Source organism: Desulfobacula sp., from assembly GCF_014237455.1.
Taxonomy (GTDB): Bacteria; Desulfobacterota; Desulfobacteria; order Desulfobacterales; family Desulfobacteraceae; genus Desulfobacula.
In genome coordinates this window covers 22,608-38,279 of record NZ_JABZFL010000096.1, presented here as the reverse complement: position 1 = coordinate 38,279, position 15,672 = coordinate 22,608, and the positions used below count along the sequence as shown (strand labels likewise).

9 protein-coding genes are annotated in these 15,672 nt (G+C 38.9%); 4 read left to right on the top strand and 5 right to left on the bottom strand.

Features of this window, described 5'->3' with window-relative positions; genetic code table 11:
- Positions 1-84 precede the first annotated feature (84 nt).
- Genes drmB through HGJ91_RS13815 form a run of 5 tightly spaced genes read right to left on the bottom strand, consistent with a single transcriptional unit; the run spans position 85 to position 10,487 of the window.
- The gene (gene drmB / locus HGJ91_RS13835; protein WP_291348402.1) at positions 85-2,004 is read right to left on the bottom strand and encodes a DUF1998 domain-containing protein; all 1,920 of its coding nucleotides are present in this window, start codon (positions 2,002-2,004) and stop codon (positions 85-87) included.
- Positions 2,004-5,444, bottom strand: coding sequence for a helicase-related protein (locus HGJ91_RS13830; RefSeq protein ID WP_291348401.1), 3,441 nt, complete (start codon positions 5,442-5,444; stop codon positions 2,004-2,006). Before HGJ91_RS13830 ends, drmB begins: the two co-directional genes overlap by 1 nt.
- 2 nt (positions 5,445-5,446) lie before the next feature.
- Positions 5,447-7,177 carry an NERD domain-containing protein/DEAD/DEAH box helicase gene (locus HGJ91_RS13825; RefSeq protein ID WP_291348400.1) on the bottom strand — a complete coding sequence of 577 codons (1,731 nt, stop codon included), beginning with the start codon at positions 7,175-7,177 and terminating at the stop codon, positions 5,447-5,449.
- 4 nt (positions 7,178-7,181) lie between these two features.
- Complete coding sequence (locus HGJ91_RS13820) at positions 7,182-8,741, bottom strand: hypothetical protein (protein WP_291348399.1); 1,560 nt, start codon at positions 8,739-8,741, stop codon at positions 7,182-7,184.
- A complete protein-coding gene (locus HGJ91_RS13815; RefSeq protein WP_291348398.1) occupies positions 8,742-10,487 on the bottom strand; it encodes a hypothetical protein in 1,746 nt (581 codons plus the stop codon).
- Between the two features lie 464 nt (positions 10,488-10,951).
- Here HGJ91_RS13815 and HGJ91_RS13810 point away from each other — a divergent pair, with 464 nt between their 5' ends.
- From HGJ91_RS13810 to hypE, 4 genes are read left to right on the top strand one after another with little or no spacing between them, the layout of a single operon-like run.
- Positions 10,952-11,203, top strand: coding sequence for a HypC/HybG/HupF family hydrogenase formation chaperone (locus HGJ91_RS13810; protein WP_291348397.1), 252 nt, complete (start codon positions 10,952-10,954; stop codon positions 11,201-11,203).
- A 6-nt stretch (positions 11,204-11,209) separates the two neighbouring features.
- Positions 11,210-13,531 (top strand): carbamoyltransferase HypF, encoded by a 2,322-nt coding sequence (gene hypF, locus HGJ91_RS13805; protein WP_291348396.1) that lies wholly within the window; start codon positions 11,210-11,212, stop codon positions 13,529-13,531.
- 16 nt (positions 13,532-13,547) lie between these two features.
- Entirely contained in the window at positions 13,548-14,633 is a 1,086-nt protein-coding gene (hypD, locus tag HGJ91_RS13800) for a hydrogenase formation protein HypD (protein WP_291348395.1), read from the top strand.
- 19 nt (positions 14,634-14,652) lie between these two features.
- Positions 14,653-15,663 (top strand): hydrogenase expression/formation protein HypE, encoded by a 1,011-nt coding sequence (hypE, locus tag HGJ91_RS13795; protein ID WP_291348394.1) that lies wholly within the window; start codon positions 14,653-14,655, stop codon positions 15,661-15,663.
- The last annotated feature ends 9 nt before the right edge of the window (positions 15,664-15,672 follow it).

Genomic DNA, 15,672 nt, shown 5'->3' with positions numbered 1-15,672 from the left:
GATTTATTATATCTTCAATTTCTCGATTAATATTTTGAAGCAGTTTATCTGTAAGTGTTGTATTGTTTAAATCCATATTATTACCTAATCAAAAAGAAAATTCAAAAAACCAAGCGCTCTGTTATCAACAGTGCCCGTGGTAACGCCTCTATCCAAAAATCGGTTAAATTCTTCGCAGGATGTTTCAGGAACGAGTGCACAATTATGACAAGCTGCGAGATTACAGGAATATGGACCCTGCCCCCCCATATCACCGAGTTCCATACACACTGGGTCTGCAGAGCACCACTGTGATTTTCTTACAGCATCTTTCAATAAAGGCTCAAAAAGTTTTGGTTGCCCCATACGTACCAACCCCCCCATTGTACCTTCAGAATCACCTGCTGCCGTATAAATCAAGAGAGCTGCCATGGGACTGTCCTTATCTGTAGAGAAATAAAGCCTTTCTCTTAACGAGGCAGAACTGTAGCCACATTCAAACGTCAGCTGATTCATTAAAAGATGAGAAAACGTATGAATAACTATAAATACAGGATGTAGCTCGTTAAGAACTTCAAAACTTCCTCTCTCGGAAGTAGCATTTTCATAATTGGTACGAAGATTTAAAACTCGATTTTCAATTTTCTCCTTGTCTGAGCCTTCAAGCCATTTTTTTAAAGAAAGCTGGTTAAATTCAAAAAACAAACCTTCCCCATTGACAATTGAAGCGGGTAACCAGGAATCTGATAATGAGGGGGGATTAAGCCATAAATTATTTCTAAGCTCAAAAAGGTTCTGTTCACGAGGTGGTATCAATCTTGTAAATCCAGTAAAAACTCTCGTTTCACGCAGTTTTTTAATCAACATTATTTTCGAAAATATTCTTGATATATTATCCGAATAATCGTTTAAATCTGCTATTTCAGATTTCAGGAAAGGCCCATCCCATTCTTCTGAAAGGATATTATACTCCTCTTTTCTAAAACTGATTCGATCGTAGGAATCATCACCATCACCTTGATCATTATCACCTCCATTGTCCAGATAAAATTTTAAAGCTGTTATTAACTGATTATCTTCATATTCTTCAAAATATTTTCCGTGTTTATTTTTTAGACTTTCCAATATTTTATCTGGTGGCAGACCTAAGTTGGAAAGTATATCGATAAGGTCAGAAAATTTCGGTTTTTCAATAAGATGCCTGATTTCTTCACTATCCGAGTCATCTTCTTGAGCTTTACCAGCAGTTTTGGGCAAAAATATTGAGCTGAAAATCTGGGAAAAATAGATGTTTGAAGAATTCCTCAGTGCACCTCTTAAGGGTCTTCCACAGGTAGATCCATCAGTATCATGGAGCCATAGACGCTGCCCGCCACATTGAAGTAGGCCTCCTCTTATGGCTAAATCATTAGACGTTATCCCGCCAAGCTTTCGTCTCTTTCCGCATTTTGTACAGCTCACTTCAATACTTTCCAGAGTCCCTCCACCATACTCTATTAATTTCAAGCTGTTCTCCCCGCAGCTGGGAGCAGGTTCTTGATGTGCCCATTCATTCCACGGGAAATCATGAATATGGCCATGATCGCACACGGCAACAAATCTAACCTGTACCATAGGAAATTTTTTAGAATTCTTTGCTTGACATACTGGACATATATTTTGTTTTTTCAACCCTTGGTACGTTAACACAGTTTTTTCCATATGCCCGCAATAGCTGTTACTGCAATAATGCCATGTAGGAAATCTGAGAAAAGGGATAGTAAGGCCCACATTAGGTACTTCGACACCCGGGATGCCTCTTCTGAAATCCGGTGGTTTTCTGAGATGATCCACTCCTAAACTCCGGTTTATTCGCCATTCATCATCTATCTTGAACTCTTCACAGTCGCTGTCATTCTCTATCTGACTGAACCAGTGATCCAGACCACAGCAGATAAGTGAAATACCGAATCTATCGGTATGCATCGCGCCTGGGCCAAAAGGGGCTATGATTTGCGATTGTCTTAAGGGACCTCTTTTTGCCATTATTCATCCTCTTCTTCAAGTTCATTATATATATTGTACATATTAGTTATATCCATTTGACATTCCGCATCAACATTTCTCATTGATGTTGGGGTTGCCCATGAAGTCTGCTCGATGTCCCACGTTACCCACGTTTCATATCGTCTCAGAAGGCTGTCTGGCTGTTCCTGTTGTTTCTCCCACCAAGTTCTCTGCCATTTGTTAAACTGTTTCAATCTTGTCTCAAATTTTTTCATGACAGAGGAAAGTTCATTTTCATCAACAAATATCACTCTATTTTTTATAATATTTCTAAGTTTTTCAATTAAGACAGGGTCAACATTAGTTGGCTTGCTTGAAGCTTCTTTAGAACCCATTAATCTTAAATAAACAGCAAAAAGTGCATGCAGAGCCCTGTCAATAACAGGAGGTGCAAAAGGAGTGACACTTGTAGGTTCTACCTGTGCATACATCTGACTGTGGGCACTTTGAAATTTTTCAAAATGAGATCTATCCCTCGGTTTGCTGCTGCTGAAAAGGGTCGTCACAAGCCCTGGACGCTCCCACCATTTCCTTCCAACACGACCTGACACCTGTATATATTGAGCCATTGTTTTAGGTTGGCCAACTATTGACATCAATGTAAGTCGGTCTACATCTATTCCTACTTCAATAATACTTGAAGCCAGACATACATCAATCGAACGGGCATTTTTACCCGAGTATTTACGCGACAGTTCTTCGAGCGCTAACGGAACTTCTTCATTCGTCATCCTGCTGGTTAATTCCAGGACTCTATTCAAAAATCGTTTTTCTGTAAATCCATGCCTGGCAGCAATCCCTTTTATCGCACCGGGTATATCCGTCTGAAAAAGAGACAATGCTCCACCCAGCTCCCTGATACTGTTGAAGAAAACGAGTAAAGTCCACCATGGATCTCGTGTTCCAATACCATCAAACATCATCGCACCCATTAACAGTGCAGAATACACCCTGACCTGTAAAGTCTGCATTGAAGGTAAACCGGGGGCGTAAATACCTATATACCTGCGACCCGGTTTGAGTTTTCCATCTTCACTCTCTGCATATCGAGCAAAAAAAGAATCACCAGCATCCAGACCCGACGGTGGAAAAAGATTTGTTTTTTTACGTGCGAAAAGGGATTTGACTTGATCCTGATAACGCCTGATAGTAGCAGTTGAACATACTATTTTTGGTTTAATTTTAACATTATTCTCTTCATGGGTACACAACTCTTCAATTATGGTTTCATAAAGACCGACCATTGTTCCAAGAGGTCCTGATATCAAATGTAGTTCGTCTTGTATAATCAATCCTGGTGGTGGTTTCACTCGTTTTCCATGAATATCAATTCCAAAGAGAGAGCCAGATGCAGGAATCCAGGATAGCATGGCAAATTTATCTACCGTTCCAATTATCAAAGAGGGTCTATTCTCATATATTTCTTCATCAATTACATGCACTGGAAGGTTCTTGTGAAAAGGACATTTTTTATCCGGACACTTGAAGGTGACTGTATTACCTCTAGATTTATAGCCACGAATATAGGTTGTCCCCCTAATAATAATTCTTCCCATTTCAGCACCGCACCATGGGCACTGTCTTAAAATAAATGGATTTTCGGAATAACGATTTGTCTCTAACTTCCTTAAGGCTATTTTAGCAGCAGCTCTTTTATTGGGTGTATTGGCACTCCCGACCCATATACCTATGGAAAAAGGTTTTTCACCTAAACCACCTATGTCCTGCCGTATTTTTTCCATGGCACATATCAATCTGCTGGCTCTCTGGAACTGTTGAGTTGTCAACAATCTCAAAGTGTAACGCATCAATACATGAACACCATCATCATCTGCTTTCTGAAAACGTCTATAGAACATTGTGAAAGCGGCCAACCCCAGATACGCTTCTGTTTTTCCTCCACCAGTTGGGAACCATATTAACTCTACATCATTTCTCGTTTCGCAATTCAAAACAGCTGAACGAAGGGACATCAAAATAAAAGCTATTTGAAATGCTCGCCAGTAACCTGCATTTTTTGGAATATTTTCAAAGTTGATTTCTTTATAAGGTGGATTGAAAATGTTTCTATGATTCGCTCTGTCATAGTCAAAAAGCCGTTTTCCATCACCTGCAATCTGCTGCATAAAGAGGGACTTATTGGCAAGCTGAAAAGCTTTGAGGGCCGTTTCCTCTTCTTTTAAAAATTTTAGACCATCCCGCATTCTTTGTGCACATATATCAGCATTTGATACATGATCATCAGCCACGTCCTGTAAGTCTTCCTCTAGAAGAGGAATTTCGTCAGATCTTTTAGAAATCCAGTTAAGATATTCAGATATAAAGGTCTCAAGCAATTCAAACAGTCCAGGTTCAAGGCCAGATAAAACAGACATCGATATCTTTAAAAGGTTACCATTAGAATCAATAGCATCAGGGGTTATACTGGGAATTTCATATTGAGGAAGAGGATCGGCAATAAGATTTTCAGGAGGTTCCCGTGAACTGTCATCCCAACTGGCTGCACAACCATGACCAACGGCAAAAGTTTTTTTCTTGTTATATAAAAGCCTAAACGATTTTAATTCAATATCATCAGCATTTACATCCATCTCAGCCTCAGGATAAGGTAAAATTCTACCACCTTGTATTTTTAAAGAAAGATTCGACTGGAAAAGAGTCAGCTGGCTCTGTTCCGAAGCACTTGATGCCTGCCGTTCTGTTCTATTCACGAGACATACAGTTAATAGACGCTTGTCAGCTCTGTTTTTCTGACTTGAATAAATATCAGGGCGTGAAAAGCATTCCACTGAAAATTTCAAGCCGTTATCAAATTTCCTCTCCCCAATTTTTACAAACGAACTATTTTTAATATTTTCAGAGGGTGAAGACAATTCGGGTATTGAGATAGCTTCCCTGAAAAACCATATCCTGGCAGCCTCTCCTATTGTAACTTCTTTTGGAACGTATCTACCCGTATTTACGGTTACGATAATTTTGGAATTCTCAGGAAGTTCAGCTAAAAAGCTTATACCCATACTTGAAGGCTGAACAGTATTCGTCAGGGATAAATCAAAATCATCGGTATCGCTGGCAACATTGTCAGATTTGCCAACTGAATTAATTTCAACAGACGTTTCCGTTTCAATTCCTAATGAATCTTCAGCTGCTTCGACATCAGAAGATTGTATTTCATCATGGCTTATACTGGGGGGATACAGAACACCAATACCATACCGGTTAATTGGTGTTTCCTTTTTTATAATTTCATCAAGAGACTCTTTCTGAATCCAGGGTTTATTTGCATCTTTCCAGCTTTCAAAATGGATGCTGCCAGAACAGTCAAGGGGTTCTCCGACCTTGCACGGCCCCATGATTTCTGATTTTAAAAATCGAACCAGTTTATTTCTGTTCTCGATATGTACAGACTCGGTATCCATATTTACACTCCAAGTATTTGTTTTAAATCATCGCGAGCCGAATTATTCAATAAAATAACAAGCTTTGAGAGAGTCCTAGTTATTGAAATATATAATAGGTTTATTGTTTCAATATGTTGAATTCTATCCATATCAGTAACTATTACAACAGGAGTCTCCAGCCCTTTGAAAGCGTGTATGGTACAATAACTGATTTTATTATGCACACTTTCTTCAGGGGAATATACAGCGACTCGTTTATCCCAAGGGGGTTTTAATTTTTTCGAACAGCATGAGTTTGAAATTGGTGAAAGGATTACAATCTCTTCATTTTTATATTTATCCTTAGTTCGAAATCTATCCAGAAGATTCGCTAAGATATCAGCCTGCTCATCATCATTGTCATAAAACTTCAACTCAGGTTTAACCTTATCATCAGGCCTGAGAATATTTTGATACTCAGGATCAAGCCCTCCAAGCAAATGTGCATATTCGGCGATCCTAGGTGTGTTTCTGCAATTAATACCCAAAGTATAAACAGGAGTACCTTGGCAGCGGTGTGTTATGAAATCCATCAATTTTATGTCAGAAGCAGAATAAATTTGTTGATTATCAAAATCCCCAAATATCTTCCAATATCCATCAGACAGATCCTTCTTTAACAGCAGATCAATAAAATCAAGATATTCATCTCTAAGAACATCCTGAGCTTCATCCAACACTAAAAAATCATAAGCCTCAACATCAGTTCCATCTGAGTTTAATATTTTCTCAATCGCAGCTTCTGGTAATGTTTTTGACCAGAAATCTGAAGAAGGATTACTTTCCATTTTTAAACCTGAAACCTTTAACATTAGGGCATGAAGAGTCGATATAGTAATTTTTTCTAGATCCTCTTGTTCAAACTGTCTTTTAATCCAAATCGAGATATTCTTGTTAAAACAAAGAAAGAGTACCTTCTTTCCTTCAAGCATTGATCTACGAGCTGTTTCTATTGCAAGAAGCGTTTTTCCCGTACCGGCAGGACCATTGAAAACCACCATAGCATTCGTCTGCATTGCATCAAGAGCTACAAATTGCTCCGAAGTATATTTTTTCAAACTCTCAGATAATTTTTTTCTACGTGAAGAGGGTGACTGGTAATATTCAAATTCAGGCCTTAATATATCTTTGATTACACTACACAATCCATTATCAGGCCCGTTAAAAGAAGGATCAAACCAATTCATGCCGGTTTTCTTCTTTAACAACAGTCTTGCCTGATCCAGAACATTAGAAAATAGCTGAGAAACAGGTCTTGCATTAAAATTGTCGCTGTCAATAACTTGCCAGTCATTCCATTCAAGAGACTTCCTTTTGAAGGATATGAATGGAAAAATAACAGCAGACCAGAAAATCACTTTTCCCAGATCAAAATTGAGATTTGTAAGATAATTCCTTATACTGTGCATATTGTCAGCAGCCTGTTTGAAAGGTCCTCTTTTGTCACCTTTACTTTTTTTACCGTAATGCCAGAGGCCTTTATCAACAGCAAGAGACTTACAACCCTTCACTTCCAGACATAAAACTCCTTTCCCTGGAATTATTATTACAAAATCGCATTCTCCCACTACTTGAGATATGTGTTTTGAAACATCCAGCGAATGTAAGACAATCCAGTCTTTAGCTTTAGAGTCCTTTTTTATTTTAAGAGCTACATTACGTTCGCCATCGTATTTATAATCGGCTATAACTGGAGGAATTATTGTGGCCATAGTTTTAACTGTACATTAATTTATTAACTGAATTTGAACTGATTATGTATTTTGTATTTGAGATCGCTTCAATATGAATCACTGATAATTTTCCGGCTATATCTGGAAGGTCAACTTCAATCTTTCCATATTTAACGAATTCATTCATACTGGCGGCTGTAATTTTCGATCGAAGTAGTTTACTTATTTCTCGACCAGCTTGAACATGCATTTTGAAAATTGATTTTGCATTATTCCAGTATACCTCCGCTCTCTCAGAGATTCCTGAAAATTTCATTATTGCTTCAAAGTCCCGATAATCTTTTGGTTTTATAGTTTCGTCTTTGCTCCAGTTTCTTATATTACTTTCGTTTGCTATCAGAGATCCCAATTTGATAAGTTCTGATTGAACATCTGATAAATATTCATATGAAAACAATTTACGCCTGAAAGCGATCTTCCACTCATTTTGCAGCATTCTTACTAATTCTGCACGTTCCCCTAAAAGCATATCTGCCACAGCAGCAATGGAATCATTACTTCCCTCGGTCCTTACAATCAGCGGCATACCAGGTTCTAACTGCCTGTTCGAAATCTTATTTACCTCTGTTTCCGGCTGAAAATTTACAATATGAGAATAACTTTCAATATCCTTGTAAAGATAACAACCATCGTCTAAAGAAACTATTCGGCATTCACAGTCCGATACCGATGAATAATCGTTCTTGGGGAGTACGTTTGATTTGGTAACTAAAATAGATACCGGAGAAAAATTATAATCGTCGAAAGAAATAGGTGTCGATTCAAAAATATCATCATCACTGACATACTTATACCCTGGATCAGGTATATATTCATCAAATTCCTTCAATGCTATGCAGTTAGGTTTTACATCAAAACTTGGGGTAGGTTTAAACTCTCCTTTAATCCATGAGAAAGATAGAAAATAAAGGTTCCTGGCCCTGGGAGAGCGCCAAACATATTCATAATCAGCAAATGGATTTTCTGAAAATAGTTTTATTGAACCACAGAAAACTATCAGATCATAAAATCTAAGTTCTTTTAACTGCCTCGGATTTAGTATTTCACATTTTGAATCAAAGAGATCCTCACTCTGACGGAAAAACTCTTCAACAATAAAAACGTTTTTTGCATTTGGGAGGCAAATGGCAAAAGAATCATTCACCTCCCTATTGAGCATCATAGATTTCACCCAAGTCATAAAAGGATGTTCTTCAGACGGCAAATTATTGATTAGATCATTGATTTCATTTATTAACTGAATTTGTTCAGGGAACTGAGAAGCAAAATTAAGAGCTGTTTTCAGAGAGGATCTAAGTTTTTCTGATAGTAATTCTGCAGAGGAAAAAGGTAGTGGTGTTGTTGTTAGATCAAAACGAAACCGCTTCAATGCAGAGCTCAATTCCGGCCAGAAGGCGAGTTCTCTGAGATCACCTAAACTACTTAACAGCTTCGAAATTTTTGATGAGATTGTAGCAAGATATCTATTATCAAATTTAATTTGATAAAGATTGGTATAACTCTGATATAGTTTAGATATATTTTCAATAGCTGAACTTTTCATTCATACCTCAAACATGATCATTTCGATAGTTTCTGGCACCGTTTTTAATAAAATCATCTCTTCATCATTTTCACGATCGGAATAGTGCTGGTCTATAAATACGTTGCGCGCAGTTGAAAACTGGTGGTCACATCGGTCCAGAAATACAATCTTTTTATCGCATTCAATATCGTCAAAATGTTTCAGGAAAGGCATTGAACCATCAAAGACAACGAGTCCCGACTGATGATTAGAATCCTCCAGGGAATCAGAACTGAGAACAGTCCCTTTTGACAAATCATATTCAGAAAACAGATAATTATCTAAGCGTATAATATCCTGTATTGAACCCTCAAGCCAATCTTCAGCCAAATTCAAGTAAACTGGAAGATTATCAATTTCATTTTTTAAGGTTGTTTTATTCCCGACTATAGTAAATCTATCTTTTGATTCAATAAGATATTTCAGTAATTTTTTTTCGTTTTTACAGTAATAATTCCTAAAAAAATCAAACCCGCGCATAGCATATCCGACTTGGTGATCACCGACTTTCCTTTCTGGATGAACGGCCTCTCTAAACAAATGGATATGAGCTTCAGGAATTATTCTATCGTGCCTTCTATTCTCGGTTCCCGGGACACTTACAGAAAACATTTTCTGCCCTTCAAATTCCATTATCCCTTTTGAAAAACACCTTTTCCACCTGTCATTATCCCATATAAGAAGTGGTGTGCTTTGCTCCATTCCAGTAATTGAATGAAAATATTCATTATTAGAACCATCAAAGCCCATTCGCCTAATTGCTGATTCAGTTTCATACCCAAGCAGAAAAAACAATGCGGCATAGGATCGAGATGGGAGAGAAAAGCCAATTACAATTTCGGTATTATTTTCAGGTAATAAAGCTGTTCTTTGCCCGGCCTTAAAAAACCATAACGCCCAGTCAGGCAGAGACTGATGTCGATCAGAGCTGTTCTTGATATAAATTTTATTACTTACATAACATGAACTTAAGTCTCTGAAGACTACTTTCATGTCAGAATCTGAATTTCTGATATCAAACGTCTCATTGTTAATTATATCAATTTCGCTCAGAAAGAATTGATATGTTAAAAATTTGGTATATCCTGGATAATCTTCCTGTAATTTATTCTCTATAATACTTATGAAAATTGATTTAATTAATGCTTGGTCTTCATTTTTATAGCAGTCTATTTTTCTATTAAAATCAGCATAAGTTTTTTCAATTTTTTTGAAGAAGTCTGGAAAGATTTGCAAAATATCATTTGATGGAATTCGTTTTACAAATTTTAAATCCGCAAACATCGAGTCTGTTTCATTAGAAGGAGAGATAGAGATTGTTTTCTTTAAATCGTTTTTTTCCTCATCATCAAGATATGGGAAGTCTTCTTCACAGAAACACCATTTTTCTCCAATTTGGTATACTAAATTATCTATTATTTGTTTCTTATTCTTAATCTTTTTTTTAGTCAGGAATAATAAAAACAATCTTTCCAACACAGTTTTCTTGAGAGCCCTGATATCTTTATCAGTTAGCAGCCATTGATCTTTAAGAAATTTGAAGATATATGTAATTTTTTTAATATCCTCGAATGAATAAAGGGATTTATTTGAAGTTATAGAATTAGAACAGTTCTCAATAAACGAAAAATACCCTGCTGTTAATGAACCTTCAAAAGCAGAGAGATAGCGATTTTCTAAAACAAGGCTATCTGATTCAAAATCATTAAGTGGAGCAAGTGGCATAAGAATTACTTTGTATAAGATTGAAAAACCTAAAATAAGGTATTTTATACTTCTTTTATACTTCTTTGATAGATGTTTATTAATATCGAAGTTTGGTGTCAAGAAAATTGTTTTATTCTATTATTAATTTTATGGTCGTTATTTTTTGTCACTACCTTCAATATTTTATCACTAAGGACTATATCAAAAATGAAATCCCCCACTGCTCAATTGAAAAGCCCGGACTATTAACAGTCCCGGGTTTTCTGAGCCAAAGACAGACGCAATATTTTGTGGTTGGGGAAAATTTATTCATTACGCAGATAATCAATTTTAATATCATAAGCTGATTTTAAATGATCTTCTGCCGGCACATCTGAATTTTTTTAAGTATAGTCGCGAGCACCGATAAAATAAGGTTTGTCCAATCGAAATCTTGTGGTATATTGATTTTTTAGTATTTAAGGGGGAATAGGTATAAATATATGTGTTTAGCAGTTCCGTCTAAAATTATTGAAATCAATGACAAGATTGCCAAAGTGGATGTGGATGGTGTCATCCGGGAAACCAGCATCATGCTCATGGATGATGTAAAAATAGGGGATTATGTCATTGTCCATGCAGGCTTTGCCATTAATAAGATTGATGAAGAGGCTGCTCTTCAAACCCTGGAGGATATGCGCAATATTCTTGCAGCAGAAGCCAGACAGGCAAAGGGTTTGAATGACCATTTATAAACATTTATGAAAGTTTCTATCGCAGCAAAAAGGCTGGAAATCAGCGGAGTGGTTCAAGGCGTTGGTTTCCGGCCTTTTTTATTTGCCCTGGCCAAAAAATATTATTTGAAAGGGGAGGTCTCCAATACCTCCGGCGGCGTGCTGGTTATTGTGGAAGGACCGCCTGATAATATTGAGAATTTTATTAATGATATTTATTATAAAAGCCCTTTGCTTGCTTGTGTGACAAGGATTGAACCTTTTGACGAAGAGCTTCACAATTTTTCTTTGTTTCAAATTGTGAAGAGCCGTGCCTCCAACAGCCGGACCACTTTAATTTCTCCTGATGTAAGTATTTGTCCGGACTGCCTGGCTGAAATGAAAGATCCCTGCGACAGGCGGTATGAATACCCGTTTGTCAATTGTACAAATTGTGGCCCAAGGTATACCATTATTGAAGATATTCCCTATGACCGGCCTCAAACGTCCATGAAGCATTTTAAGATGTGTTCGGACTGTCAAAGCGAGTACGATGATCCGTTAAACAGAAGATTTCATGCCCAGCCCAATGCATGTCCTGACTGCGGCCCGCAGGTTTTTTTAACAGACAATAAGGGCAAAAGGATCTATTCGGATTCAAAAGAGGCTATAATCCTTGCAGCGCAATATTTAAGCCGGGGAAAGATTGTTGCCGTAAAGGGTCTTGGCGGATTCCATCTGGCCTGTGATGCATCCAGCCAGGATGCTGTTAAAAGCTTAAGGCTGAGAAAAGCACGCCCCCATAAGCCTTTTGCCCTGATGGCTCAATCGGCATCTCATCTGTTTGATCATGTTCATGTAGGTTCTGATGAAAAGGAACTTTTAGAGTCCTATCACAGGCCCATTGTCCTGCTGAACAAGAAGAATATCAGGCAGGATGATATTAAAGGACTTGCACCGGATGTGGCCCCCTTTAACAATTGTCTCGGGGTCATGCTGCCCTATACACCCTTGCATTATTTATTGCTTGAAAAGGGGCCTGATGTACTTGTGATGACCAGCGGGAACCGTTCAGGAGAACCGCTTTCCATTGATAATGAGGACGCATTGGATGCATTTTCTCATATTGCAGATTATTTTTTATTGCACAACCGGGACATCTATTTTGGGGCAGATGATTCCATTGCAAGGATTCAGACAGGGAAGACAAGATTTATAAGACGTTCAAGAGGGTATGCCCCTTTGCCAATATCTTTAAATAAAAAAATGCCGAAAATTCTGGGATGCGGGGCAGGGCTTAAAAACACAATCTGCCTGACACGGGATAATGATGTGTTTTTAGGCCAGCATATCGGGGATATGGATAATGTGAAGGTGTATGATTTTTATCAAAACAGTATTGATCATTTAAAACAGATTCTCGACATTCAACCTGAGATTATTGCCCATGATATGCACCCGGGCTATATGAGTACCGATTATGCCAAAGCACAGAACAATGTAAAAAAGGTGGCAGTTCAACATCACCATGCCCATGCTGCGGCCTGTATGGCAGAAAATGATCTTGATGGCGACGTCATTGCCATAACCCTTGATGGTACAGGGTATGGAACAGACGGCCATATCTGGGGCGGGGAACTTCTTGTATGCACACAAAAAAAGTTTAAAAGAAAAGCGCACCTTTCATATATCAAGATGCCGGGCGGTGATGCTGCCGTTCTGGAACCCTGGCGCATGGCAGCGTCGGTTCTTTACCAGGCCTTTGGAAATGATTTTTTAAGTTTGGATATTCCATATATAAGGCAGATGGAAAAAGGAAAGCTGTCCTTTGTATGCCAGATGATGGAGAAAAACTTGAACTCTCCTTTGACATCCAGTGCAGGAAGGCTGTTTGATGCGGTTGCTTCCCTGCTTTGTATCCGGCACAAGATTACCCATGAAAGTCAGGCCGCAATGGAACTGGAAGCCATAGCAGACAAAAATCTGATAGATGATATCTATGGATTTGATATTGTACAAAATAAAAATGATGACAGGGATGGATCATTTGAAATTGATATGATGACCTGTATCCGGCAGATTACTCAGGATTTGAAACAGAGTGAATCATCCGGCAGAATCAGTTTAAAGTTTCATCATACACTGGTAGCGGCCTTTACTAAAGCAACATTAAGAGTGAGTAAAGAAACAGGTATACAAAAGGTCGTCCTATCAGGAGGTGTATTTAATAATGATATAATCCTGAAACAGATGATCAGGACTCTTGAAGAAAATAATCTTAGGGTATACACACACACAAAGGTTCCAACCGGGGATGGGGGAATCTGTTTAGGTCAGGCAGTGGTTGCTGCTGCTTTGGAAGCCAATTAAAAAAATAGGTTAAAATATGGTTTTAAAATATATTGAAGAGTACAGGGATGGTTCTCTTGCAAGGGATCTTGTGAAAAAAATTCATTCTGTCAGCAAAAAAGACCTAAGACTGATGGAGGTCTGCGGAACCCATACCACGGCCATTTTCAGGCATGGCATCAGGAGTGTGCTGCCTCAGGGTATTACGCTTCTTTCCGGTCCCGGCTGCCCTGTGTGTGTGACTGCCCAGAAAGATATTGATGCCTTTGTGGGGTTTGCAAGGGTTAAGAATGTGATTGTGACCACCTTTGGGGATCTCATCAAGGTGCCGGGCTCAAGTTCGACCCTTGGAAAAGAGAAGGCTGCCGGGGCTGATGTAAGAATTGTTTATTCGGTGTTTGATGCCGTTAATATTGCCAGGGAAAATAAAGATAAAGAAGTGGTATTCTGTGGTGTGGGGTTTGAAACAACCATCCCGACGATTGCGGCCGGTATTCTCATGGGAATCGAGGGGCAAGTTGATAATTTTTCCGTTTATTCGGCTAACAAACTCACACCGCCGGCCTTAGCCGCCTTGATGGAAACAGACGGGGTAGAACTAGACGGCTTTATCCTTCCGGGTCATGTCTCTGTGATTACGGGAACCGATGCCTACAGGGATACGTTTGAAAAATATGATATACCATCCGTGATTTCAGGATTTGAGCCCATCGATATCTTACAGGCCATTCTCCTTTTAATTGAGCAGAATGAGGCAGGGAAACCCGCCCTTGAAAATGCATACCCAAGGGCGGTCTCCGATGTAGGGAATGTAAAGGCAAAGCAAATCATGAATCAGGTTTTTGAGGTCTGTAATGCGTCCTGGAGAGGGATAGGGGAAATTCCTTCAAGCGGCATGGAATTGAAAAAAGAGTATCAAAAATTTGATGCCGCCATAAAATTTGGGATGGATATGCCGGATGTGCCGGAGCCAAAAGGCTGTGCCTGCGGGGAAATCCTCATGGGGTTGAAAAGGCCTTACGAATGCGCCCTTTATAAAAAAAAATGTACCCCCCTGAATCCTGTAGGGCCCTGTATGGTTTCAAGTGAAGGATCTTGCGCAGCATTTTACCGATATAGTTAGGCAAAGAACAGGAAGAAAAATGATTGAAGAAAAAATATTATTAGACCATGGTTCCGGAGGCAAAGCCTCCCACACACTGTTTTCCAATATGATCCTGCCCTTGTTTGAAAATTTTGAATTATCAAAACAGGATGACGGGGCAACTCTGGATGTTGAAGGCACAACGCTTGCTTTTTCAACCGATTCTTATGTGGTGGATCCCATTTTTTTCCCCGGCGGAAATATCGGTGATCTGGCGGTAAACGGAACCGTCAATGATATCTCCATGTGCGGTGCAGTCCCTAAATATATCAGTGTCGGATTGATTATAGAAGAAGGACTGCCAATAAAAGACTTTAAGCTCATCCTTGAAACCATGGCAACTGCTGCGAAAAAGGCAGGGGTCAAGATTGTAACCGGGGACACCAAGGTTGTTCCCAGGGGAAAAGCGGACAAGATTTTTATTAATACTTCCGGTATCGGAGTGATCCCCCCTGATGTCAACGTGTCAGGAAGCAATGCAAAACCCGGAGATAAAATTATCATCAGCGGTACCATCGCAGATCACGGGATTACGATTTTAAGTTCAAGGGAAGGCCTGAAATTTGATTCTGATATCAAAACCGATTCAGCACCGTTAAACAAGATGGTGCAGTCCGTTATCCAGTCCGACTGTGATATTCATGTGCTTCGAGATCCCACAAGGGGAGGCATTGGCACAACTTTAAACGAGATTGCATCACAATCCAATGTGGGAATTAAAATAGATGAGCAGTCTCTTCCCATCCGGGGACCTGTTCAGGGAATCTGTGAGCTGTTGGGATTTGATCCCTTATATATTGCCAATGAAGGCAAATTGATCGCCTTTGTGCCTGAAAAATATGCCCGAAAAGCACTTGAGCTTATTCAGCAGGATGAGTTTGGAAAAGATGCAGTGATCATTGGTGAAGTAACAAGTGAGGATCCTGGTAAGGTTTTTTTAAAAACCACGATTGGCGGGTTGAGGATAATCGATATGCTGACCGGAGAGCAGTTTCCAAGAATTTGTTAAATTCAAGTT